21 protein-coding genes and 4 pseudogenes are annotated in these 23,980 nt (G+C 30.2%); 13 read left to right on the top strand and 12 right to left on the bottom strand.

What is annotated here, in order from left to right:
• Positions 1 to 4: 4 nt before the first annotated feature.
• The 7 genes from ABXT58_RS01795 (at position 5) to ABXT58_RS01765 (ending at position 7,286) form a co-directional block, all read left to right on the top strand.
• Positions 5 to 229 (top strand): hypothetical protein, encoded by a 225-nt coding sequence (locus ABXT58_RS01795; RefSeq protein WP_415295498.1) that lies wholly within the window; start codon positions 5 to 7, stop codon positions 227 to 229.
• A 231-nt stretch (positions 230 to 460) separates the two neighbouring features.
• On the top strand, positions 461 to 1,339 hold the full coding sequence (locus ABXT58_RS01790) for a class II glutamine amidotransferase (RefSeq protein ID WP_415304336.1): 879 nt from the start codon (positions 461 to 463) through the stop codon (positions 1,337 to 1,339).
• A gap of 4 nt (positions 1,340 to 1,343) precedes the next feature.
• A complete protein-coding gene (locus ABXT58_RS01785; protein WP_415304335.1) occupies positions 1,344 to 2,024 on the top strand; it encodes a protein glxC in 681 nt (226 codons plus the stop codon).
• Between the two features lie 2 nt (positions 2,025 to 2,026).
• Positions 2,027 to 3,343, top strand: a complete 1,317-nt coding sequence (locus tag ABXT58_RS01780) for an FMN-binding glutamate synthase family protein (RefSeq protein ID WP_415304334.1) — start codon at positions 2,027 to 2,029, stop codon at positions 3,341 to 3,343.
• Positions 3,344 to 3,386: 43 nt separating this feature from the next.
• Positions 3,387 to 4,712 (top strand): type III glutamate--ammonia ligase, encoded by a 1,326-nt coding sequence (glnT, locus tag ABXT58_RS01775; protein WP_415304333.1) that lies wholly within the window; start codon positions 3,387 to 3,389, stop codon positions 4,710 to 4,712.
• Positions 4,713 to 4,715: 3 nt separating this feature from the next.
• On the top strand, positions 4,716 to 5,858 hold the full coding sequence (locus tag ABXT58_RS01770; protein ID WP_415304332.1) for a diaminopropionate ammonia-lyase: 1,143 nt from the start codon (positions 4,716 to 4,718) through the stop codon (positions 5,856 to 5,858).
• Between the two features lie 6 nt (positions 5,859 to 5,864).
• A complete protein-coding gene (locus ABXT58_RS01765) occupies positions 5,865 to 7,286 on the top strand; it encodes a cryptochrome/photolyase family protein (protein ID WP_415304331.1) in 1,422 nt (473 codons plus the stop codon).
• On the opposite strand, the gene ABXT58_RS01760 is transcribed toward ABXT58_RS01765, so the two are convergent.
• The 8 genes and pseudogenes from ABXT58_RS01760 to ABXT58_RS01725 all read right to left on the bottom strand — a co-directional run bounded on the left by ABXT58_RS01760 (position 7,283) and on the right by ABXT58_RS01725 (position 14,727).
• The gene (locus ABXT58_RS01760) at positions 7,283 to 7,702 is read right to left on the bottom strand and encodes a secondary thiamine-phosphate synthase enzyme YjbQ (protein ID WP_415304330.1); all 420 of its coding nucleotides are present in this window, start codon (positions 7,700 to 7,702) and stop codon (positions 7,283 to 7,285) included. The two genes, ABXT58_RS01765 and ABXT58_RS01760, sit on opposite strands and share 4 nt — an antisense overlap.
• A complete protein-coding gene (zapE, locus tag ABXT58_RS01755) occupies positions 7,699 to 8,757 on the bottom strand; it encodes a cell division protein ZapE (protein ID WP_415304329.1) in 1,059 nt (352 codons plus the stop codon). The genes ABXT58_RS01760 and zapE overlap by 4 nt, the downstream gene beginning before the upstream one ends.
• The gene (locus tag ABXT58_RS01750) at positions 8,744 to 9,181 is read right to left on the bottom strand and encodes a hypothetical protein (protein WP_415304328.1); all 438 of its coding nucleotides are present in this window, start codon (positions 9,179 to 9,181) and stop codon (positions 8,744 to 8,746) included. Before ABXT58_RS01750 ends, zapE begins: the two co-directional genes overlap by 14 nt.
• 2 nt (positions 9,182 to 9,183) lie before the next feature.
• Positions 9,184 to 10,482 carry a PQQ-binding-like beta-propeller repeat protein gene (locus ABXT58_RS01745; RefSeq protein ID WP_415304327.1) on the bottom strand — a complete coding sequence of 433 codons (1,299 nt, stop codon included), beginning with the start codon at positions 10,480 to 10,482 and terminating at the stop codon, positions 9,184 to 9,186.
• A gap of 47 nt (positions 10,483 to 10,529) precedes the next feature.
• Complete coding sequence (locus ABXT58_RS01740) at positions 10,530 to 11,120, bottom strand: hypothetical protein (RefSeq protein ID WP_415304326.1); 591 nt, start codon at positions 11,118 to 11,120, stop codon at positions 10,530 to 10,532.
• A 2-nt stretch (positions 11,121 to 11,122) separates the two neighbouring features.
• Positions 11,123 to 13,791 (bottom strand): annotated as a pseudogene (gene acnA, locus ABXT58_RS01735) (aconitate hydratase AcnA).
• A 1-nt stretch (position 13,792) separates the two neighbouring features.
• Positions 13,793 to 14,383, bottom strand: a complete 591-nt coding sequence (locus tag ABXT58_RS01730; protein ID WP_415304325.1) for a LysE family translocator — start codon at positions 14,381 to 14,383, stop codon at positions 13,793 to 13,795.
• A 2-nt stretch (positions 14,384 to 14,385) separates the two neighbouring features.
• Positions 14,386 to 14,727, bottom strand: coding sequence for a tRNA-binding protein (locus ABXT58_RS01725; RefSeq protein WP_415304324.1), 342 nt, complete (start codon positions 14,725 to 14,727; stop codon positions 14,386 to 14,388).
• Between the two features lie 27 nt (positions 14,728 to 14,754).
• Here ABXT58_RS01725 and argE point away from each other — a divergent pair.
• A pseudogene (gene argE, locus ABXT58_RS01720) lies at positions 14,755 to 15,946 on the top strand (acetylornithine deacetylase).
• Here argE and ABXT58_RS01715 read toward each other — a convergent pair.
• Positions 15,943 to 17,380 (bottom strand): annotated as a pseudogene (locus tag ABXT58_RS01715) (aldehyde dehydrogenase family protein). The pseudogenes argE and ABXT58_RS01715 sit on opposite strands and share 4 nt — an antisense overlap.
• A gap of 14 nt (positions 17,381 to 17,394) precedes the next feature.
• A pseudogene (gene speB / locus ABXT58_RS01710) lies at positions 17,395 to 18,363 on the bottom strand (agmatinase).
• Positions 18,364 to 18,419: 56 nt separating this feature from the next.
• On the opposite strand from speB, the gene ABXT58_RS01705 reads away from it, so the two are divergent.
• The 5 genes from ABXT58_RS01705 to ABXT58_RS01685 all read left to right on the top strand — a co-directional run bounded on the left by ABXT58_RS01705 (position 18,420) and on the right by ABXT58_RS01685 (position 21,503).
• Complete coding sequence (locus ABXT58_RS01705; RefSeq protein WP_415304323.1) at positions 18,420 to 19,157, top strand: putative zinc-binding metallopeptidase; 738 nt, start codon at positions 18,420 to 18,422, stop codon at positions 19,155 to 19,157.
• Positions 19,157 to 19,804 (top strand): peptidylprolyl isomerase, encoded by a 648-nt coding sequence (locus tag ABXT58_RS01700; protein WP_415304322.1) that lies wholly within the window; start codon positions 19,157 to 19,159, stop codon positions 19,802 to 19,804. The genes ABXT58_RS01705 and ABXT58_RS01700 overlap by 1 nt, the downstream gene beginning before the upstream one ends.
• A 133-nt stretch (positions 19,805 to 19,937) precedes the next feature.
• On the top strand, positions 19,938 to 20,339 hold the full coding sequence (locus ABXT58_RS01695) for a hypothetical protein (RefSeq protein WP_415304321.1): 402 nt from the start codon (positions 19,938 to 19,940) through the stop codon (positions 20,337 to 20,339).
• Between the two features lie 131 nt (positions 20,340 to 20,470).
• A complete protein-coding gene (locus ABXT58_RS01690; protein WP_415304320.1) occupies positions 20,471 to 21,118 on the top strand; it encodes a hypothetical protein in 648 nt (215 codons plus the stop codon).
• 229 nt (positions 21,119 to 21,347) lie between these two features.
• On the top strand, positions 21,348 to 21,503 hold the full coding sequence (locus ABXT58_RS01685) for a hypothetical protein (RefSeq protein WP_415304908.1): 156 nt from the start codon (positions 21,348 to 21,350) through the stop codon (positions 21,501 to 21,503).
• A 28-nt stretch (positions 21,504 to 21,531) separates the two neighbouring features.
• Here the strand turns inward: ABXT58_RS01685 and ABXT58_RS01680 are convergent, their stop codons facing one another.
• Both ABXT58_RS01680 and ABXT58_RS01675 read right to left on the bottom strand, forming a co-directional pair.
• On the bottom strand, positions 21,532 to 22,557 hold the full coding sequence (locus tag ABXT58_RS01680; RefSeq protein ID WP_415304319.1) for a D-2-hydroxyacid dehydrogenase: 1,026 nt from the start codon (positions 22,555 to 22,557) through the stop codon (positions 21,532 to 21,534).
• Entirely contained in the window at positions 22,547 to 23,908 is a 1,362-nt protein-coding gene (locus ABXT58_RS01675) for a Rieske 2Fe-2S domain-containing protein (RefSeq protein WP_415304318.1), read from the bottom strand. The genes ABXT58_RS01680 and ABXT58_RS01675 overlap by 11 nt, the downstream gene beginning before the upstream one ends.
• Between the last annotated feature and the right edge of the window lie 72 nt (positions 23,909 to 23,980).

Here is a 23,980-nt window from a genome sequence, read left to right as displayed (position 1 = left end):
AAATATGGCTACAGTTACAAACTGGATAGATCATTTAAGTGCAAAAGAGGTTGTCGGAGCAGTTTATCCGGGGGCTGGATCCACTGAAACTTTACTAGTTATTCTTGGTGTAGTTTTTTGGATTGGCTGGCATGTTATAACTGCTAGATCTGAGAGTGAAAAACTTTCAAGATTAGCAAGAAAAAGACATGGTGCAAATGATCATAAGAGCAATATTACCGACTGGTAATATCAACTAAAAATTTGGGCGCTACTTAATTGTGGCGCCCTTTTTTTTTACAAAAATTGTACAATCATGGATAGAAATAATAACGAAGATCACAGACCAAGTAAGATGAGGGGTGTCGTTTTTCCAAAAGCAAAATATGGAGTGATAGCAGCTATCATCATCATTGTAGTGGGAAATATTTTCTACTATAAGGAATTCTTAATATCTTTAATAAAATAAACTTAAAAATCTATGTGTGGAATTGTAGGGATTTATCTTAAAACAAAAAAATACGAAAAAGATCTTGGTAAATTTTTATCTGGAATGCTTGATGGTATGGCAAGTAGGGGTCCCGATAGTGCTGGGTTTGCAATATATACAAAGCAAAATAAAAATAAATTTAAATACTCTATTTGTTTAAATCAATTAACTGACAAAGAGTTTAAAAAAAAAATATCTAAATTTTTAAAAAAAATAACACTTAAAACTTTTTCAGATCATGTGGTTCTTGAAACAGATGAAAAACCAAAAAAAGTATTAGAAATTTTAGACACTAAATTAAAAGAAGTTTCTTTAGTTGGTTATGGCAAAAGTATTAATATCTTCAAACAAACAGGAAATCCTAAAGACGTTGTTAGAAAGTTTAAATTATCTTCTTTTTCAGGAACACATGCAATAGGACACACTAGGATGGCAACAGAAAGTGCAATTACAACTCAAGGTTCACACCCCTACTCTACATCAGAGGACGAGTGCTTGGTTCATAATGGATCTCTTTCAAATCATAACAACATTCGAAGATCTTTAAAAAAAGAAGGTCAAAAATTTAACTCAGAAAATGACACTGAAGTTGCAGCTGGGTACATCTCTAATCAAATTTCAAAAGGAGAAAGTCTAGAAAAAACTCTTAAGAATAGCCTAAAAGATTTGGATGGTTTCTATACGTTTATAGCAGGTACTAAAGATGGTTTTGCGCTGTTGAGAGATGAAATAGCTTGCAAACCAGCAGTCGTTGCAGAAACAAAAGATTATGTTGCTGTTGCTTCAGAATTTCAATGCATGGCTCACTTGCCAAATGTAAACACAGCTAAAATTTTTGAACCAAAACCTGGTATTGTTTATCACTGGTAAACCTATGAATTTAGATCTAAATAAAAAAAAACTAAGAGAGATTAATCAAATTCTACAAAATGTTGGTAGAGAAAAAAATAACAGAATTTTTCAAATTTTAAATCCCCAAGGTCGACACGCTATTTGCGCAGGTTTAAAAGATGATATTGAAATTTCAATAAAAGGTCACACTGGCTATTATTGCGCAGGAATGAACCAAAATGCTTCGGTAACCGTGCACGGAAATGTTGGTACTGGTGTTGCTGAAAACATGATGTCTGGAAAGGTCATTATTAAAGGTAATGCTTCTCAGTCTGCTGGTGCAACAGGTCATGGTGGTTCTTTAATTATTGAAGGAGACGCTAGTTCAAGATGTGGCATATCAATGAAAGGGATTAACATTATAGTAAAGGGCTCTGTTGGTCATATGTCAGCATTTATGGCGCAAAAAGGTAATTTAATTATTTTGGGAGACGCTGAGGCTGATTTAGGAGACTCAATTTATGAGGCTAAAATATTTGTTAAGGGTAAAGTTAAAAGTTTAGGTTCTGATTGTATAGAAAAAAAAATGGATGATAAAAATATAAAAGAATTAAATAGAATTTTTAAAGATTTGAATATATCTGAAGACGCAAAAAAGTTTAAAAGATATGGATCTGCGAGAAATTTATATAATTTTAAAATTGATAACGTGAGCTCATATTAGTTATGAAAAAAGATTTAAAAGAATTTAAAACATTTCCTTCTTCAACAATTAAAGAAATTCAAAGAGCTGCTAAGGAAGGAATTTACCAAATTAGAGGATTAGGTGCTAAAAGAAAAGTTCCAGACTTTGATGACTTGGTATTTTTAGGTGCTTCAATGTCTAGATATCCATTAGAAGGTTATAGAGAGAAATGTAATACATCTGTAATACTTGGGGACCGTTTTGCAAAAAATCCTATTAAATTAGATATACCAATTACTATTGCTGGAATGAGTTTTGGAGCTTTAGGTGCTAATGCAAAAGAAGCTTTAGGTAGAGGTGCTTCTGCTATGGGAACTTCAACAACAACTGGAGATGGAGGTATGACAAAGGAAGAAAGAGGATCTTCTAAATATCTAGTATATCAATTATTGCCTTCTCGATACGGTATGAATCCAGATGACTTAAGAAAAGCAGATGCTATAGAAATAGTTGTGGGGCAAGGTGCAAAACCTGGTGGTGGTGGAATGCTTCTTGGGCAAAAAATTAATAAAAGAGTTGCTGGTATGAGAGCTTTACCTGAGGGCATAGATCAAAGAAGTGCTTGCAGACACCCAGATTGGACAGGACCAGATGATTTAGAAATAAAGATTCAAGAGTTGAGAGAAATTACAAATTGGGAAAAGCCAATTTATATAAAAGTTGGAGCAGCAAGGCCATACTATGACACGACTTTAGCGGTAAAAGCTGGTGCTGATGTTGTTGTGTTAGATGGAATGCAAGGTGGAACAGCTGCAACACAAGATGTTTTTATAGAACATGTGGGTATACCAACTCTCGGTGCCTTAAGAGAATCTGTAGATGCTTTAAAAGAATTAAACATGCATAGAAAAGTTCAATTAATTGTTTCTGGTGGAATTAGAACTGGTGCTGATGTTGCAAAAGCAATTGCAATGGGAGCAGATGCTGTATCAATAGGATCTGCTGCTATGATGGCTTTAAATTGTAATGCAGACCTTTATAGAAAAGATTATGAAAAACTTGGAACAGAGCCGGGTTACTGCCATCACTGTCATACTGGAAAGTGTCCAGTGGGTGTTGCCACACAAGATCCTATACTAGAAAAAAGACTCAATCCTATAGAGGGTGGCAAAAGATTAAAAAATTATTTATCCACATTAACCCTAGAGTTGCAAACACTGGCGAGAGCAAATGGAAAATCAGATGTAAGAAATTTAGAACCTGAAGATTTAGCAGCTTTAACAGTTGAAGCTGCTGCTATGGCAAGAGTTCCATTAGCTGGAACTAGCTGGATACCAGGACTAAAAAATAAAAAATAGTATTGTGAAGACTAATTAACAGTTGTAAATTAAGAAATAAAATATGCCTATTAATTTATCTAAAATTGCTAAAGCTAAAAAGATAAAATATTTTTTGATTAGTTTTGTAGATTTTTTTGGTGTCTTGAGATCAAAATTAGTACCAGCACAAGCAATTGCAGACATGCAAAAAAATGGGGCGGGTTTTGCAGGTTTTGCAACTTGGCTAGATATGTCTCCTGCAGATGGGGATATGTTTGCTTTACCAGATCCTAAAAGTTTAATTCAATTACCCTGGAACAAAGAAATTGGCTGGTTAGCTTCTGATTTATATATGTATGGTAAACCTGTTAAGGCTTCACCTAGAGTAATGCTCAAAGAGCAAATTAATAAATTAGATAAAAAAGATTTAGTCATGAAGTCAGGTGTAGAGTGTGAATATTTTTTGATATCAGAAGATGGGAGTAAAATTGCAGATGCTAGAGATACTCAATCAAAACCTTGTTACGATCAGTCTGCTTTAATGAGGAGATATGATTTAATCAAAGAAATATGCGATAGCATGATTACTATGGGTTGGAACCCATACCAAAATGATCATGAGGACGCTAATGGCCAGTTTGAAATGAATTGGGATTACACAGATTGTTTAACTACAGCTGATAGACATGTATTTTTTAAGTATATGGTTAAGTCATTGGCTGAAAAACATGGTCTTAGAGCAACATTTATGCCAAAACCTTTTAGCAATCTAACAGGTAATGGCTGTCATGCTCATATTTCTTTATGGAATGGAAAAATTAATAAATTTTTAGATAATGAAGACAAATTAGGTTTGAGCAAATTAGCATATAATTTTCTAGGTGGAATTATGAAACTCACTCAGCCATTAACTGCATTTTTTAACCCAACAATTAATAGTTATAGAAGAATAAATGCACCACCAACAAAATCTGGTGCTACATGGTCGCCTAGTAGTATTTCTTATACAGGAAACAATAGAACTCATATGATAAGAATTCCGGATAAAGGTAGATTTGAATTAAGGTTAATGGATGGAGCAGTAAATCCTTATTTGCTTCAATCCGGAGTAATAGCTGCTGGATTACATGGAATAAATAATAAAATAGATCCTGGTGAACCTTTGTCTTGCAATATGTATACTGATCATAAAAATTACCCTAATCTAAAGAAATTACCTGACATAATTGAAGATGCTTTAGATCAACTAGAAAATAGTAAAGAAATTAAGGAAGCATTTGGTAGTGATACTATTAAAAGCTATCTAAAATTAAAAAGATCTGAAATTAAAGATTTTAATCAAGAAGAAAAGTTTGATAAAAAAAGCTCAGTAACTCTCTGGGAAAAAAATAGTACTCTTGATTGTTAATAAATGAAATCAATCCTTCAAAAAAATCTTTGGTCTATTACATCATTTTTAGAAAATAAAGATTATAACTTTAATAGAGAAAATATACTCACTCAATTACCAGAAAGTTTTATAGATGAAGCGATAGAAGCTATATCTAGTTGGGACATTTACGCCCCTACACCACTAATTAAATTAGATAAATTAAATGACGAATTAAAATTCAAAAATATTTACTATAAAGATGAGGACAAAAGATTTGACCTTAAATCATTTAAAGCGTTAGGTGGAGCTTTTGCTGTTTATAAAATTGCAAGTCAAAAAAAGAACATAACAATTTCGACGGCCACAGCAGGAAATCATGGAAAATCAGTTGCATGGGGGGCACAAAGACTAGGTTTAAAATGTAAAATATTTATAAGTGAATTTGTTAGCGAGTCTAGAGCTGAAGCTATGCGTAATCTGGATGCTAAGGTTATTAGAGTTAAGGGTAATTACGACAATTCATTAAAGGAATGCATTAAACAGTCTAATGCAAATAATTGGGAAATTGTACAAGATGTATCTTGGGAAGGTTACAAAGAAGTACCAAAATTGATTATGGCTGGGTACACAATAATGGTTAAAGAAATTTTAGATGAAATAAACTCAAATTCAATAACACATGTATTTCTTCAAGCAGGTGTTGGAGGAATGGCAGCAGCAATGATCGCTGGCTTTGCAAAATTATCTAAAAATATCCCAAAGTTTATTACTGTTGAGCCAGAAAATGCAGACTGTGTATTTCAAAGCATTAAGAATAATAAACCTACAACTGTAGATATTAAAAAAGAAACAATAATGGGTGGAATGTCTTGTGGAGATGTTTCAGGTATTGCCTGGGAAATTTTAAAAAATTCTACAAACTACTGTTTAACCATACCTGATGAAGCAATCTCAACTACTGTTGCACTACTAGCAGAGAAACATTTATCTGATGAAAAAATAATAGCTGGTGAATGTGCTGTGCCAGGTATAATTGCGTTAATAGGCTCATTTAACAACAAAGAATACTCAGATAAATTAGAGTTAAATGAACAATCAAATATACTATTGTTTGGTTGTGAGGGTTTAACTGATAATGCAATGTACCAAAAACTACTAAGCGATGGATTGCAAAAAATCTAAGTAAATATGACAAAAAAAGCTGTTGTTTGGATTAGAGAAGATTTTAGAATTGAAGATAATGAAACCTTAGCTATTGCAACTCAAAATCATGAGTTTGTAAGTGCTCTTTATATTTATAACCCAAAAAATTTTGACAAAAAAAGGGAGGCTCAAAAATGGTGGATCTCTAAAGCTTTAGAAAGTTTTAACCTAGATCTAAAAAAATTAAATATCACATTGGAAGTTCAATTAGGTGATGAACTAGAGGTATTATCAAATTTAAAGAAGAAAGATGATGTTACTGTTTATTGGAGTAAAGTATATGAACCAGATATAATTAATAAAGGTAAAAAGATAAGAGATCAATTCATTAAAAATGAAATTCAATATAAATATTTTAAAGGAAATATTCTTATAGAGTTTCAGGAAATAACTAAAGATGATGGCACACCTTATAAAGTATTCACTCCCTTTTGGAAAAAAACTGAGCAACTTTATATCTCAAAAGTACCTTCTAAATCTATAAAAGTTAAATCAAAAATAAAAAAAATAAATATATTTAAAAAATCAATTTCTATAAAAGAAATTTTACCTAAAAATGATTGGCATAAGAAATTTGAGAAATATTGGATACCGTCTGAACTAGAAGCTAAAAAATATTTACAAGAATTAATAAATAATAGAATTGAGGGCTACGGTGAAGCACGAGATATTCCAGGTGTTAATGGAACCTCAAAGTTATCTCCTTTCTTAAAATTTGGACAAATACATGTGGAGACAATTTGGAAGAAATGCCAAGACATTAAAATTAAAAAAATGGGGTATAGAAAATATATTAATGAATTAGGATGGAGAGAATTTTCTCATAGTTTAATTAATTACTTTCCACAAATGCTAAAAGGCAATCTTAGAAAAGATTTTGATAATTTTCCTTGGGTTAAAAATGAGAAGTTTCTTAAAGCTTGGAAAAAAGGTATGACAGGATATCCCATTGTTGACGCTGGGATGAGGGAACTGTACGAAACAGGATGGATGCACAATAGGGTACGAATGATTGTTGCTTCATTTCTTGTAAAACATTTAAGAATTCATTGGAACGAAGGTGAAAAACATTTTAAAAATTGTTTGGTTGATTATAATGAAGCTAGTAACGTTGCCCAATGGCAATGGGTTGCAGGCTGTGGTGCTGATGCAGCTCCTTATTTTAGAATATTTAACCCTATTCTTCAGGGTGAAAAATTTGACAAAGATGGAATTTATACAAAGAAATGGGTTCCAGAACTTAAAAACATGCCTAATAAATTTTTACATAAGCCATGGGAACTAGAAAGCAAATACCAAGAGCAGATTAAAGTTATTGTAGGTGCAGATTACCCAAAACCAATTGTAGACCACGTTGAAGCAAGAAATGCTGCATTAGAAGCTTTTAAAACAATTAAGAAAAGCTAATCACCTAAGTAATGAAGGACAATCAGTCTGTTTTGTTTCTCAATTCTATGCTCAAAAAGATATAACCCCTGCCAAGTTCCAAGTAATAACTCATTATTTTTAACGCTTAAAGAAATTTGATTATTAGTTAACGCAGACTTAATGTGTGCAGGCATGTCATCTTTTCCCTCAGCTGTATGGATATAAAGGGAATTATCCATTGGCACGAGCTTATTAAAAAAATTTATTAGGTCAGTTTGAACATCTGGGTCAGCATTCTCTTGAATTATTAATGAAGCACTAGTGTGTTGAATGTTTATATTAATAATTCCGTTATTAAACTCATTATCATTGAGCCATTTGTTTGTTTGGTTTGTAAATTCATACAGCCTCTGGCCGTTTGTATTCAATTCTAAATTAAAAAATTCTTGTCTCATAGCTTGTTATATTTGATAGATGTCAATTCATATAATCTACTAATAGTTCTTTTAAATATTTTCTTTAAATCCTCTGAAGAACTTAATAAATCTAATTTTAATTGAGACGATATCATTAGTGGTATATTTTTTTCATAAAGAATATCAATTAATGTAATAAATCTTTGTTGTTGATTAGAATTACCACTATTAAAGGCAGGAATATTTTCGATAACAATAAAATTACACACTTCAGTTATTTTTATATAGTCTTCGGCTCCAATATTTTTAGAACATAATTCTTTAAAATCAAAACGTGCTATTCCTTTAAAGTAATTCTTAATACTAAGTTTTCTACCTTTAATGATTAAGGTCATTTCTTTGTTAGATAGATTTTTTGTTATTTTTCTAAAAAACTTATTAAGTTTAAAATTTGTTGTTTCATTTAATGGATAAAAATATCTTTCATTTTTATTTTTTAGAGATTTTCTATAGTCTTCTTTGATAATTAACTTTGCTTGATAACATTTTTCTTTCATTATTTTAATAAAAGGAAGAAATTGATTTCGTTGCAATCCATCTTTATAAAGATCATTTATTTTGGAATTTGATGTAAATAAAACTTTTATATTCTCATCAAATATTTTTTTGAATAAGTTACCTAAAATCATTGCATCTACAATGTTAGTGACCTGAAACTCGTCAAAATAAACTAATCTAGATTTACTTTTTAATTTTTTGACAAATTTATCTATAATATTTTCTTGTCTGTTTTCTTTATTTTTAAATACAAAATCATGAAAACCAATCATAAACTCATTAAAGTGAAGTCTTTGTTTAGTTTTGTCAAAATTATTATAAAAAAAATTTAATATCATCGTTTTACCTACGCCCACATCACCTTGTAAATAAAATCCTTTTTTAGAATTTTGCTTAGTAAATATCTTTTTTAAAAGTGATTTATTAAAATTCTGATTATAAAATAAATTCAACTCTTCTATTAAATCTAATTGATTGGAATTAATTTCTAAATTATTTTTTTTACAATAATCTTGAAATGATTTATTTAAATTCATTTTTTTTTTTAAAATCTATACCATATTCTGACCTAGAACCTTTTCTTAATCCAAAGGGTCCAGATATAAATAATGTAAGTGGTTTTGTTCCTGGTTTAAGGTCGACTCTATGTAAATTATTTGCCGATCTAAATCCAATATATCCAGCTGGTCTCCAAAATCTTCCTGTATTTAATGTCTCCCAATAACCTCCCCTTAATATGATGGTAATGTAAGGAAATGTATGGTTATGGACCCCTTCTCCGTGATCGTCAGCTAACATTTCATGTAATAAAATATTAAATGGAAACCATGTAGGTCTATGTCTTAATAAAACATAATACCTATTCATCCACGGTTTTGCCTCATTAAATTTTGGGTGAGAAGGACCTCGATCTAAAACTATTTTTTTTCTACCTAGTTTATCAAGTAACTTTAAGAGCATTATTAATTAAATCTAATAATAGAGCCATTTTTGATTAAAAAAAGATTATTGTTATTTACATAGGGTTGTAAAATTATACCGCCTGAAATTTTATTAACACTAATAACATTTCCCGTATTTAAATCAGCAACAATTAATTTACCATCATTATTAGATAAATATATTTTGCTTAACGCAACAAAAAAGCCTGTAGTTGATATATCTTTTCTTTTCTTGGTTTTATAATTACTATGTAAATCGTTGATACGAATTATATTTCCATTTTTTTTATCAATTGCGTATAAATATCCCTTGTTGGAAACTGTTATTATAAATTTACCAATAATAACTGGCCTAAGATCTGAATTAATTTCATTTTTCCAATTAATCAATCCTGTAGTTGTATCTATTGAATAAAATTCACTTTTATTGTTTGAAAATAAAATTGAATTATCATTTATCACTAACTTAGAACTAGATAGTTGAAAGGCGTTTTTACTTATATTATTATTTTGGGTGGGTAATTGCCAAACTAATTGGCCAGATTTTAGGTCAACGGCCGTAATATCTCCAATTGAATTGTTAAAATAAAGATTTTCATTTTCAATAGCAATAGATATTTTTGTATTTGATTTTGTTAATGACTTTTCTGTTTTTAAATTCCATAATTCTGAACCATCTTTAATTGAGATGGATCTTAAAATATTTTTATAATCAACTATATAAAAAAAACCATCTTTAATTTTAATTTCTGAATTAAAAGGTACAATATTATTTTTTGACCAAATAATATCTCCTGTTTCAATATTTAATGCATAATATTTTGCAACATCGTCTGCTACTATTAATATATTTTTATAATTAGCAAAATTTAATCTTGGCTTAAGTTTTTTTTCACTTTTGCTATAAAAATTTTTTTTCCATATTATCTTTTGATTTTGATCATAAAAAATAATTGATCCTTTATTGTCAGAGAAAATAACGTTTTCATTGTAAAAAATTGGTTGGACATCTATGTATTCAAAATCATCAAATTTACTAAAATTATATTTACCAATTTTTTCTAAACCTCCCTCATAAGATAGATCACCAATATTATTTTGGTTATTATTGGAGTTTTTAATTAATTTTCCAGCTGAAACTTTAATTTCTAATGCGGGATTAAACTCACGCTCTTCTCTAAGCTGTTTTGTTAAAATTTTTTTAGGATTTTTAACTTCTTCAATATTGATCTTTTCTTTGTTCCAAAACTGTTGTTTTTTATTTATTGAACAGTTATTTATAAGTATTAAAATTAATAATAATAATAATAATTTATTCACCAAAATCTCTATTTAATCTTTTTTGAGATTCTACCTTAATGTTGTTGTTAGCATTTGGTAAAACCGAGAATCTGATTGAAAAATTCTTTTGCTTTTTGCTTTTGATTTTTAGAATAAAAATATTCTGCTATTAAATATAAAGAATGTGACTTCCATATACTTTCTGAATTAATTATTGGACTAAGCATCCTTAGCAAATCATTTTCAGATGAAAAGTCCGAATTAAATAACGCTTTTTTATATATAATTAAATTTTTAATTTCTTCATCTAAGTTTGTTTTAATTATTAACTCATCAAATAAAATATTAATCTTATCTTTGTTAGCTATTAAATTATTGTCGATTAAAAAATACAAAGCCAATGGAGAGTAAGTTGTGTCATTTTCATTTATCAATTTAATTAATTGATCAATTGTTTTTTGCTTATCTTCAGTTTTAAAGTCTATTGTTGTTATATTAAATTGATTTGCTAATTTTATTTTGCTCCGTTCTTTCATTTCCTTCATTGAAAGATATCCAATGATTAGAACAATGATAATTGAAAATCCTATTATGAGGTTTTTCTTATTATTAATGAAAAAATTCTTAATTTTCTCATTTCTTGTGTTTGAATCTATAATAGTAATTTCTTCATCCATAATTAAATCATGTTTCTTAGTACATACTGAAGAATACCACCATTTTTATAATATTCTAATTCATTCTTGGTATCAATTCTGCAAAGTGTTTTAATTTTTTTAATATCTCCCAATGCATATTTGATCTCAACCTGTACGTGGTCTGATGGGTTAACACCTTCTTGAATATTAAGAACCGTGATTAACTCTGACCCAATTAAATTCAGATTAGTTCTATTGTTTCCTTCAGTAAATTGGAGTGGTAATACACCCATACCAATTAAGTTTGATCTATGAATTCTTTCAAAACTTTCTGCTATTACAACTTTTACACCTAATAATTTTGTTCCTTTCGCAGCCAATCTCTAGATGATCCTGTGCCATATTCTTTTCCACCAATTACCACCAAATCAATTCCTCTTTTTTTGTACTCTTCTACAGCGCTATAAACTGGCATTACTTTTTCTTCTGGATATAATTTTGTAAAACCACCTTCTGTACCAGGTGCCATCTCATTTTTTATTCTAATATTAGCAAATGTTCCTCTCATCATAACTTCGTGGTTTCCTCTTCTTGATCCATAAGAGTTATAATCTTTTGGTAGAATTTGATGTTCCATAAAATACTCTCCAGTAGGGCTTTCTTTTTGAATATTTCCAGCTGGCGAAATATGATCTGTTGTTACCATGTCACCTAAAATTAATAATGGTCTCGCATCTTTAATGGGTTTAAAACCTTCAGGCTTATCTGGTAAATTTTCAAAGAAAGGTGGTTTTTTTACATAAGTAGATCCTGAGTCCCAATTGTAAATACTTGTGTTTTCTGTTTTGATTTCTTGCCATTGTTTAGGTCCCTCTGAAACATTTGAATATCTTTTTATAAACATTTCCGCGTTAAGCGCTTCCCTTAAAGTGTCTTCTATCTCTTTATTTGACGGCCAAATATCTTTTAATAAAATATCCTTTCCTACTTTGCTTTTGCCTAATGGCTCATTGTATAAATCAAATTCCATATGTCCTGCAAGAGCATAAGCTACAACAAGTGGGGGTGAAGCAAGGTAATTTGCCTTAATATGGGGGGATATTCTCCCTTCAAAATTTCGATTACCAGACAATACTGATACCGCATATATATTTTCTTTATCAATAGCCTTTACAATTTCATCAGGCAAAGGTCCTGAATTTCCTATACATGTTGTGCATCCATACCCCACTAAATTAAAACCTAATTTATCTAAAAATACATTTAGTCCAGCTTTTGCTAAATAATCAGTTACTACTTGTGATCCTGGAGCTAATGATGTTTTAACCCAAGGTTTAGTTTCTAAACCAAGTTCTACAGCTTTTTTAGCTAATAACCCCGCTCCAATTAGAACATTTGGATTTGATGTGTTAGTGCATGAAGTGATTGCTGCAATTAATATTGATCCATCTTTAATTTCATAATCTGTTCCAGAAACTTTTGAAATTCTTTTTTCTTTTCTTTCGGTTGCATCTTTTAAGACTTTTTTAAATTCTCTAGAGGCATCTGTTAATAAAACTTTATCTTGAGGTCTTTTGGGTCCTGAAATTGTTGGAACAATTGTTGACATGTCTAATGACAATGTGTCGGTAAATTCAATTCCATCACTAGCCCATAAGCCCTGCTCTTTTGCATACTTTTCAACAATGTTAACTGTATTTTTATCTCTTCCTGAAAATCTTAAATATTTCAATGTTTCATCATCGATTGGAAAAAAACCACAAGTTGCACCATATTCTGGGGCCATATTTGCAATAGTGGCTCTATCAGCAAGTGTTAAATTTTTTAATCCCTCCCCATAAAACTCAACAAACTTCCCCACAACACTTTTATCTCTCAACATTTTTACTACAGTTAGAACTAAATCAGTTGCAGTTGTGCCTTCTGGCAATTTATTGGTTACTTCAAATCCAATTACTTCTGGAATTAACATTGAAATTGGCTGGCCTAACATCCCTGCTTCAGCTTCGATTCCGCCTACACCCCAACCAAGAACAGATAATCCATTAACCATAGTTGTATGACTATCAGTGCCAACTAATGTGTCGGGAAATAAATAATCTTCATCTTTAAATTTTTCTGACCAGACTACCTTTGATAAATATTCTAAATTAACCTGATGACATATTCCTGTTCCGGGAGGAACTATTCTAAAGTTATTAAATGCTTGTTGTCCCCATTTTAAAAAAGAATATCTCTCTCCATTTCTTTGAAATTCAATATCTACATTTTTTTCAAATGAGTTTACGTTTGCCGACTTATCAACTTGTACCGAGTGATCAATAACCAGGTCAACCGCTGATAGTGGATTAATAGTATTTGGGTCTTTATTTTTTTCTTTAACAGCTTCTCTCATAGCAGCAAGATCAGCTACTGCTGGAATTCCAGTATAGTCTTGCAACAAAACTCTAGCAGGTCTGTAAGCTATCTCAGTTAATGATTTTTTTGTCTTTAACCATTCTTTAATTGCTTCTATTTGACTTTTAGTAACCGACAAATCATCTTCATATCTTAATAAGTTTTCTAATAAAACTTTAAGTGATTTGGGAAGTTTTGAAATTCCATCTAATCCATTTTTTTCCGCTTCATTTAAAGAATAATATTTATATTCACTATTATTAATGTTAATAGATTTTAAAGAATTATAAGAATTTTTTTTACCTGGTTTCATATTATAAATAAAATGTTGCGATACAACTTAATAGAAGCAGTGACATAACATAATTAAACCATTTAATAAATTTATCATTTGTCGCGAATTTCCTCATAAATTTACCTATAAATACCCAAAAGTGGATACTAATTATTGCAAAAATGAAAGCAACACCAATTACCCATGAAGAATGGTTTAAAAAATTACCTCCCGGCTCAACGTAGGTAGATACAGATATAATAGCTACGACTACACCTTTGGGGTTTAAAAATTGATACATAAAAGTTTCAAAAAAACTAACAGCGTTGAGGCTCTTTTCTTGAGTATTATTTTTAGAAAATGAAATTTTGTAAGCTAAGTAAATTAAAAATATAGTTCCTGTCAAAATTAGTATTTTTTGAATTATTGGATAAAGTTTAAATATGTTTATTAGCCCAAAATTCACAATGGCAATCATAGTAGTAAAACCAAAAATAACCCCTAACATGAGTGGTATAGTTTTTTTTATTCCATGATTAAAACCTGAGTGTGATGCAACGATATTGTTTGGACCTGGTGAGCATCTAGTCACAAACATAAATAAAGAAAGTGATAAAATTTCAGGATGCATTTTTATGCAATAGATAATCCATTTTTTGACTCATAAGATGGATGAACCAAAATAACTCTTCCTTCTTTATCAATAGAGCCTAAAATTAAAACTTGTGATACTACGCCAGCAATATTTTTTTCATGAAAGTTACATACACCAATTACTTGCTTACCTTTTAAATTATCTTCATTATAATAATGAGTTATTTGAGCTGATGATTGTTTAACCCCTATTTCTTCTCCAAAATCTACCTTTATTACTAGTGAGGGTTTTCTGGCTTTTTCATTTTTCTTAACAGAGACAACAGTTCCAACTCTAATATCAACTTTATCAAATATATCATAGGTTATTTGTTCTTTCATAAATTTAATATATATTAAATCATATTTATGAGTACAGAAAATAATACAGATCAATTATTTAATGATTCTATTAAGATTTTAACTGATTTAATTAGTTTCAAGACAATATCTGGAGGAGATAACAATTCCTTGATTAACTATTGTGATAAAATTCTAAAAAAACTTGGTGCCACATCATTTAAAACTTTTGATGATGAAAAAAAAAGAGTTAATCTTTTTGCAACATTAAAAGCTAAACATCCAAGTGATAAAAAGCCAATAATTTTGTCTGGCCACACTGATGTAGTTCCTGTTTCAAAAGGATGGAGTACAGATCCATTTGTAGCAACAATAAAAAATGACAAGCTCTTTGGTAGAGGTGCTTGTGATATGAAGGGCTTTATTGCTTGTACGTTGGCATTTGCACCAATTTATGCAAAAGCTAATTTAGATAGAGACATTCATTTTTCTTATACTTTTGATGAAGAGACTGCGTGCATAGGTGCTCCAATTTTAATTGAAGAATTAAAAAAAAGAGAGGTTAAGGATGGTATTTGCATTATAGGTGAACCCACAAACATGAAAATCATAGACGCACATAAGGGGTGCTATGAATACACAACTTACTTTGAGGGTTTAGCTGGACACAGTTCCGCACCTCATAAAGGTGTTAGTGCTGTTGAATACGCTTCTAGATATATTAATAAATTAATTGAATTAAGAGAAAACTTAAAGAAAGAGCTCCTAAAGACTTAATTTTTGACCCTCCACACTCAACACTTTCAATAGGTGGAATTTTTGGTGGTATAGCACACAATGTAATTGCAGATAAATGTCATGTTAACTGGGAAACAAGACCAGTTGTTAAGGAAGATGGTATTTTTTTAAATTCAGAATTAGATAAATATGCAAACGAAATACTTTTGCCTGACATGAAAAAAGTTTTTTCCAACTCTTCCATTAGAAAAAATATTATTGGTGAAGTGGTGGGTTTTGACAGAGTTGAAAAATCTAATGCTTGCGAATTAGTTTCAAGTCTAACTGGTGACAATACAAGAGAAGTTGTTTCTTTTGGGACAGAGAAGCTGGATTATTTCAGGAAATTGGAATAAGTACTGTGGTTTGTGGTCCTGGCTCAATTGAGCAAGCACATAAAATTGATGAATTTATAATTCTTGATGAGCTAAAAAAATGTTTAAATTTACTTGAAGGAATAAAAAATAATTCTGTTGTGAGTTAATCGTTCCAACCGCTTACTACCTTAACCTCTAAATATTCCTCTAAACCTAATTTACCAGCTTCACGGCCGATACCCAAATGCTTGTACCCACCAAATGGTGCATCAGGTGCTAAGCCTGCACCATTAATATCAACCATTCCTGATCTTAATTTTCTAGCCACTCTATTAGCTTTTTCTTGATCTTGCGTTTGAATAAAGTTTAATAATCCATAAGGAGTATCATTAGCAATAGCGATAGCTTCCTCCTCTGTTTCAAAAGGTATAATTGATAAAACGGGACCAAATATCTCTGTTCTTGCAATTTGCATTTGATTGTTAACATCTGCAAATGCTGTAGGTTTTACAAAATAGCCTTTGTCAAGACCGTCTGGTTTGCCGGTTCCCCCAGCAACTAATTTAGCACCTTCATCTATGCCTACTTGAATTAATTTTTGAATTTTATCAAATTGTGCTTTTGAAACCACAGGTCCAATATGATCACCTTCTTTTGTAGCAACATCAACTTTCATTGAATTTGCAAAGCTTTTTACTCTTTCTACAGTTTCTTCATAAATTGATTTTTCAACCAACATTCTTGTTGGCGCATTACAAGATTGTCCAGAATTTCTAAAACATCTTAATGCACCTCTTTCAACTGCTTCAGGATCTGCATCTTTAAATATAATATTTGCACCCTTCCCTCCAAGTTCAAGACTTACTCTTTTAAAGTCACTTGCTGCATTTTGAGAAATTAGCGCACCAGCTCTAGTAGATCCTGTAAATGAAATCATATTTACATCAGGGTGACTTGTTAATGCATTTCCAGTAATGGCCCCATCTCCGTTAACTAGGTTGAACACGCCTTTTGGTAATTTAATTTCATCAATCATTTCTGCCAAAATAATAGATGACAAAGGTGCTATCTCAGATGGTTTTAACACCATTGTACAACCAGCTGCTATTGCAGGAATTACTTTTAAACAAGTCTGATTCATTGGCCAATTCCATGGTGTAATTAAAGCACAAACTCCTTTGGCTCATGTATAATATTATTATTTAAAGCATGAGGCCCTAATTTTGTTCGAATGTATATTCTTTTAAAACTTTTATATAAGATTTTATGTGACTTGCCCCTGTACCTGCTTGTAACTGTATTGAAAAATCATATAGGGGTCATCCCATTTCAAGAGAAATGGCTTTTGCCATATCTGCCCATCTTTTTTTATAAACTTCATACAAATTTTCTAAATATTTTAATCTTTCTTCTTTAGTTGAAAAGGCCCAAGTTTCAAATGCTTTTGTGGCTGCATTTACAGCAGCATTTACATCTTCAACTCCACCCAAAGATATAACTGCACACTCTTCTTCTGTTGAGGGATCTATTACTATTAAATCGTTTAATCTTTTTGGAGAAACCCACTCACCGTTAATGTAAAATTTTTTCTTATCAAGCATTTTTGAAAAATATCTTATCTTTTAACTTTTGCAAACAAATTAGTTAACTCATAAACAATCGTTGCTGCTGCTAAAGACGTAACTTCTGCATGATCATATGCAGGAGAAACTTCCACAACATCTGCTGAGATTAAATTTAAACCTGATAGGCCTCTTATCACATTAACCATTTCTCTAGTAGTCATGCCTGCAATCTCTGGTGTACCAGTTCCTGGTGCAAAAGCAGGGTCTAGAACATCTATATCTATTGATAAGTAAAGTGGATTATTGCCTACTCTTTTCCTTATTCTTTCTACTATTTTATCTATTCCTTGTGTTTGGAACTCATCACAGTGAATAATTTTAAAACCAAATTCTTCATCATTTTTAATATCGTCCCTACTATAAAGTGGTCCTCTTATTCCAACATGCATCGAGGCATCATCTAAAAATAAATTTTCTTCTCTTGCTCTCCTGAAAGGTGTTCCATGCGTATAAGGAGCACCAAAATAAGTGTCCCAGGTATCTAAATGTGCATCAAAGTGTACTAAAGCAACCGGTCCATTATTCATCTTATTAATAGCTCTTAGTAATGGAAGAGCAATCGTGTGGTCTCCACCTAAACTAATAATACCACCAACTTTATCTAATAATTCATTGGCACCCTCTTCTATTTGTTTAATAGCCTCATCTATATTAAATGGGTTACAAGTTATATCTCCTGCGTCAGCTACTTGCTGAACTTTAAAAGGTTCCACATCATAACTAGGGTGATAGTTAGTTCTCAAATGTCTAGATGCTTGCCTAATACTCATTGGACCAAATCTTGCCCCAGGTCTATAACTTGTCCCAGCATCAAATGGTATTCCAACAATGGCTACATCGCAGCTTTCAGCATCTCTCTTAATTCTGGCAATCTAGCAAATGTAGATGGTCCAGCAAATCTAGGGAACTTTAGTTCCACTAACAGGCTGAATAGGGTTTTTATTTCTTTCTTTTTTCATTTATAAATAGAATGTATCACATTCTTTATAATGGAATATCTTCTATCTTTATAATTATGAACGTAATAAGAGCAATTTTACTATCAATTATTTTCATTACACCACTTAAAGCTAATTCTATCTATAATCTCATCAAAATACCCAACCTAGAAATTTATGAAATAAATACTAAAAATAAACTTAAGTATTTTTATGCTGTCAGACCTTTTAGGCTAGGTACTCAAAAAAATGTTGTTTGTTCAGATTCAAATAAAAAAGATTTAGATGCAAAATATAAAATTATTCATAAAAATCTTAGTAGATATTCTTATAATTATTTAAAAAAAATTAATCTCAAATATATTGTTATGTGTGAAAATTTATCTATCTCAGAGTTGTATACGGCTGGCATTCCAGATAATGTAATGAAAACATTAATACTGGATATTAAATTTAATGAAGATTACTTTGAAAGAGTAATTCATCATGAGGTTTTTCATATAATATATCTTCAACATAAAAGTATTTTTAACGAAGAAGAGTGGATTAAATTTAATAATTCTAACTTTAAATATGCTGAATGTTCTACATGCACAAAAAAAATAAGCTTAGAGCAATACCAAGAAACAAAAGGTTTTTTCACAGAATATTCTAAGTCCACAGCCTCAGAAGATATGGCAGAAGTTTATTCACACATGATCTACTTAAAGGAAAAAGAAATCAACCAAATTCGTAAATCAGATCCTATTTTAAATAATAAAATTTCATATATTGAAAATAAAATAATGGAAATAGATAATTCTTTTATTTTTTGATGATAAAAAAAATTAAAGCCTCTAAATCAGAAAAATTTATTTTTGTTTTTTTAATTTTATTAGGTATCACAACTTTCTGGACATATTTTATAGTTAAAAATAAATGTTTATTTGTCAAAGATATTGATCCAAAAGATATTACATTTAAGAAGCCAAATAATATTGCAATTTTAAATGCACCTTGTGGAAATGTAATTATAGAACTTTATCCAAATATTTCACCAAATGCCGTTCAAAGATTTATTACTTTAATTAAATCGAATGCTTATGAAAATATTGCTTTTCATAGAGTAATTGAAAATAAACTCATTCAGGCTGGTGACCTAGAGTTTGGAAAAAAAGGAAATTTAGATTATGGAAAAATTGGTACTGGAAAATCAGGTTTAGGTACAATTAAATCAGAAATCGATAGTAGCTTTAATTACACTAAAGGCAGTGTCGGGTTAGCCCGAACATTTAAGAACGATACAGAAGACAGTCAATTTTTTATAATTCTACAAGATGAGCCATTATTTGAAGGTGAATATACACCTGTTGGTAAAGTTCTTTATGGTCTAGAAGTCTTAAAAAAAATAAAATATGAAAGACGCTCAGAGTATATATTGAGACCTGATTTCATTAATTCTTTTAAAATGCTGAATAAATAAAAGATAAAACCTCAAATTGAACCCATTTTAGTCAGTAAAGTTTTTATATTTTGTAGATATAGGTAGCATATTAAAATTTACACCAATATTTACCGTATTTTAATTAGTTAAATTTTGATGAAATTAATTTATTATGAAAGCATTAAAAAAAGTTTTCAAAAAAAAATTAAGTTTAAGTAAAAAAAAAATAATCGACAATCCTCTAAAAATTCTTAAGAGAATTACATCCTTATCTTTGGCAGAAAAGTATAAGAACTTCAAAGAAAGAGCTAAACAAAAAGAACTACATAGAATCAAATTATTAAAAGAAGAAAAAATTAAAGAATTAAAAAAAGAAAAGTTAGAACAAGAAAAACAAAAAAATGAAGAAATAAGATTAATTAAACAAAATGAATTAAATCTAATAAAGGAAGAAAAACAAAAAATAGAGAAACAAGAAAAACAGAAAATAAAAATTATAAAACAACAACAACAAATTGAAAGAAAAAAAATTAAACTTGAAGCTCAAAGAATTAAAGCTCAGAGCAAAAACTAAGAGATGAGGAAGAAGAAAAAGCAAGACAAGATGATTTAAAATTAAAAGAAGAAAAACTAAGACTAGAATTTTTTGAAAAGCAAAGAATAAGACAAGAGCAACAAGAAGCCAAAATTGAAAACGATAAATTAATGGCTCTTGAGAGACAGAATGTCCGTGAAGCTAAACAGAAAATAAAAGATGAGGAAGAAAGATTAAAGAATATTGAAATTGATAAACAAAAAAAAGATGAGCAAAGATTAAATGAAGAAGAACATAAATTAAATTATCAAACCCAAAAACTTGAAGAAGTTGAACAAAATATCAAAAAAATTGAGGCTGAAAGATTAAGAGAAAAAGAAATAAAAATATTAAAAGAAGGTGATGAGTTAAGAGAAAAAGAAAAACAACTTAGACTGAAAGAACAATTAGAAATAGAAGAACTTAAGGAATTGAGATTAAATGACCTCAATCAAAGAAAAATTCAAGAAGAGTTACAATTAAAAGAAGAAGAAATAAGATTAGAAAATTTAAGAGAACAAAAAATAATTCAAGCCAGAATTCTCGAAGAAAAAAGAATTAAAGATGAAGAAGAGAGAATAAAAGAATGGGAAAGGAAATTTGATAAGGAGCAAATAGCAAAAGAAGAAGAATTAATTAAAAAATTTAATGACCAACTAATTAGAGAAAAAGAGGAAAGTGAAAAGATAATAGAATTTAAAAAAGAAGAAGTAATACAAGAAAAAAAAGAAAAAATATTAGAAAATGAGTTAAAAAAAGTAGAAGACGAAAGATATTAGTTAATTAAAGGTTTTCCTGTTGCAAGTGTGTATTTAATTCTATCTTAAGTTTCTTGTGTTTCAATTAATCTCATAAATGCATCTAATTCTAATTTAAATAAATCATCTTCTGATAAAATTTTATCAGTGGTTGTGTCTCCTCCACTCAGGACATGGGCTAATTCCTTTGCAACTGTAACACCGTGCTCATGAGTTATTTTTTCATTGTAAAGTTTTTCTACAATTTTTTATAATTTTACAAGATGAGGCCTTATTTGAAGCTGAGTATATACCTATTGGGAGAGTGATCTATGGTTTGGAGATTTTAAAAAAAATAAAATATGAAAATCGTTCTGAGTATATATTGAGACCTGACTTTATTAATACTTTTAGAATACTGAATTAAATTATTTTGAAAGTTTAAGCTATCTATCTTAATAACCTAGATTTTTATCTATCTGATTAACTAACTCTTGATCTTCTATAAAAAGTTTTAAATTTTTTACAAATAAATCGAGGGTCATTTTTACATAATTGCCATTATCATCAGATGAAACATGGGGAGTAATTACAAGATTTGGGGTATGCCAAAGTTTTGAGTTACTTTCAATCGGTTCTGGAGTAAATACATCAAGTATTGCTCCCGCTATTTCTTTCTTATTAAGTTTTTCACACAGCGCATCATAATCTAATACTGATTGACGACCAATATTTACAATACCACAAGTTGGTTTTAATAAATCTAATCTTTTTTTATCAATCAAATTTATAGTTTCAGGAGTTTCTGGTAATGCAAGATACAAAAAATCTGCCTCTGGTAGCACTGAATCTAATTTATCAATTGTTATAATTTTTTTACACCCATCCACAGATTTACCTTTTTTATTTACACCAATGATATTTACACCAAGTGGTTCAACAAGCATCGCCATGGAAGACCCTAGCGAACCAGTACCTACTAAAACAATATTTTTACCAGCTATTGGATTGCTGAATAAAGATACGAATTCTTTATTTTTTTGATTTGTTATAATCTTGGGCATATGATTTTGAAGCATTAAAACACTCATTAAACCATATTCACCTGCTTTCTTAGCATGTACACCACTACTGTTTGTTATTATCAATTCATCTGGTGCCCATTTGAAAGGTGATATATGCTCAACCCCAGCAGCTGTACAATGTATCCATTTTAAATCTGGTGCAATTTTTTTAAGATTTTTTGTTGGAAAATCATAAGTAAGTAAGATTTCTGAATTAGATATAGATGAATTAAAATTATCTTCATCCCAATCAATAAAAACTTCTATTTTTTCTTTAATACCGGGTTCTTTCTCTAAAGCATTATCAATATGCTCTTTAGTTATAGTGAAATTTTTTTCACCCTCCAGGTCACTTGGAAATGTTCCTGGTCGTCCATGGTTATTCTTAACGTGAATCTTGATTTTCTTATAGCCCATCAAAGTTTCCTCTTTCTTCCATTTTATGAAGATTATTTATTATAGCACTATCTCTTTCTTTCAGTGGCATATTCTCTAAATCAAACTGCATTTTCATTACTGATGAACAAATTGATTTAACAAATTCTTTATCATTTTTATTTCTTTTTGGTGCTCTTAACACTGTATCTTGCCCATTTGTTCTTACAATTTCACCTTTTTTTATTTGTGGTTGTGGTGGGTCTTTTCCTTCTTCTAAATCTTTACTTAACTTTCTTATTCTTCGTCTATAAATCATCACACCTTGATCGGTTGGCATTAAATGTTCTCCTTTATGAGTGCTGATTGATCCCATTCCTTCTACTGCCTCTGCATCACCAGGACTTTTTTGCTGCTCTAACAGAGTTCTATTTGCGATTTCACCAGCTTCAATCTTTTCAAACCCTTCTTGATTATTATACTCTATAGGATCGCCTCTCTCACCAAAGTTTGCCCATGCTAATGCTACACAATGATGATCGTCAACAGGCACTACCCATCTTGTAAAAGAACTTCTACCAAAATATTTACTCTTAGTTCCATCTGCGGCAAACGCTGCACCAGCTTGAGTAAAGTTGGGCAAAATTAATTCATTTACTCTAATCCATACATTGTCATCTATTCTTCTAGTGTTGCAGCCAAGGTATTGTATGCCTCTTTCATAAAATTCTATTTCACCAACCTCTGCAAAACCTTCAGAAAATTGAATTCCAGAACTTTGTCCATGTAAAAAAGAAGTATGGACAGGATCCATAATTGCATCAAGCACCTGAATCCAATTACAATTATAATTTATACGATATGGACTGGATGTGTTTCCAGGTATTTCAAACGCATCATATTGTGGAAATTCTGGTATTTTATCCATTGGTCCTAAATAAGAAAATACTAATCCATTAAATTCAATTACTGGATAAGCACCAAGTTTAAACGTTTCTCTTATTTTTGTTGCAGACTTAGAATCTGGATCTTCTCCTGGGGTTTCAAGAATTTCTCCATTTGGAGAAAATAACCATCCATGATAACAGCATCTAATACCTTTATCTTCTGTTTTTCCATAAACCATTGATGCACGTCTATGGGGACAAGCTTTATGAACTAAGCCTATATTTCCCATGGTAGTTTTGAATATAACTAAATCTTCGCCTAAAATACGGATTTCTTTTGGCGTTTCACTAACTTCAGAGGTTAAAGCTACAGGGTGCCAATAACATCTTAGATATTCTCCACAGGAAGTCTTGGAACCTGTTCTTGCTAAATCTTCGTCAATCTTTGAAATTATTGATTGCTTGTAGCCTCTAAAGTCTTGGCTTCTAAAATTTTGTTTATCCATAAAATTTGTTCATTAAAACTATTCTATTGTAAACCTTAATATTCTAAAATAAGGTTTTCAATATAATAATTT

Origin of the sequence: Candidatus Pelagibacter sp. Uisw_090, from assembly GCF_047717845.1 — a bacterium.
Lineage (GTDB): Bacteria > Pseudomonadota > Alphaproteobacteria > Pelagibacterales > Pelagibacteraceae > Pelagibacter.
The sequence above is the reverse complement of the archived record's forward strand: the minus strand, read 5'-3'. Positions and strand labels throughout refer to the sequence as shown.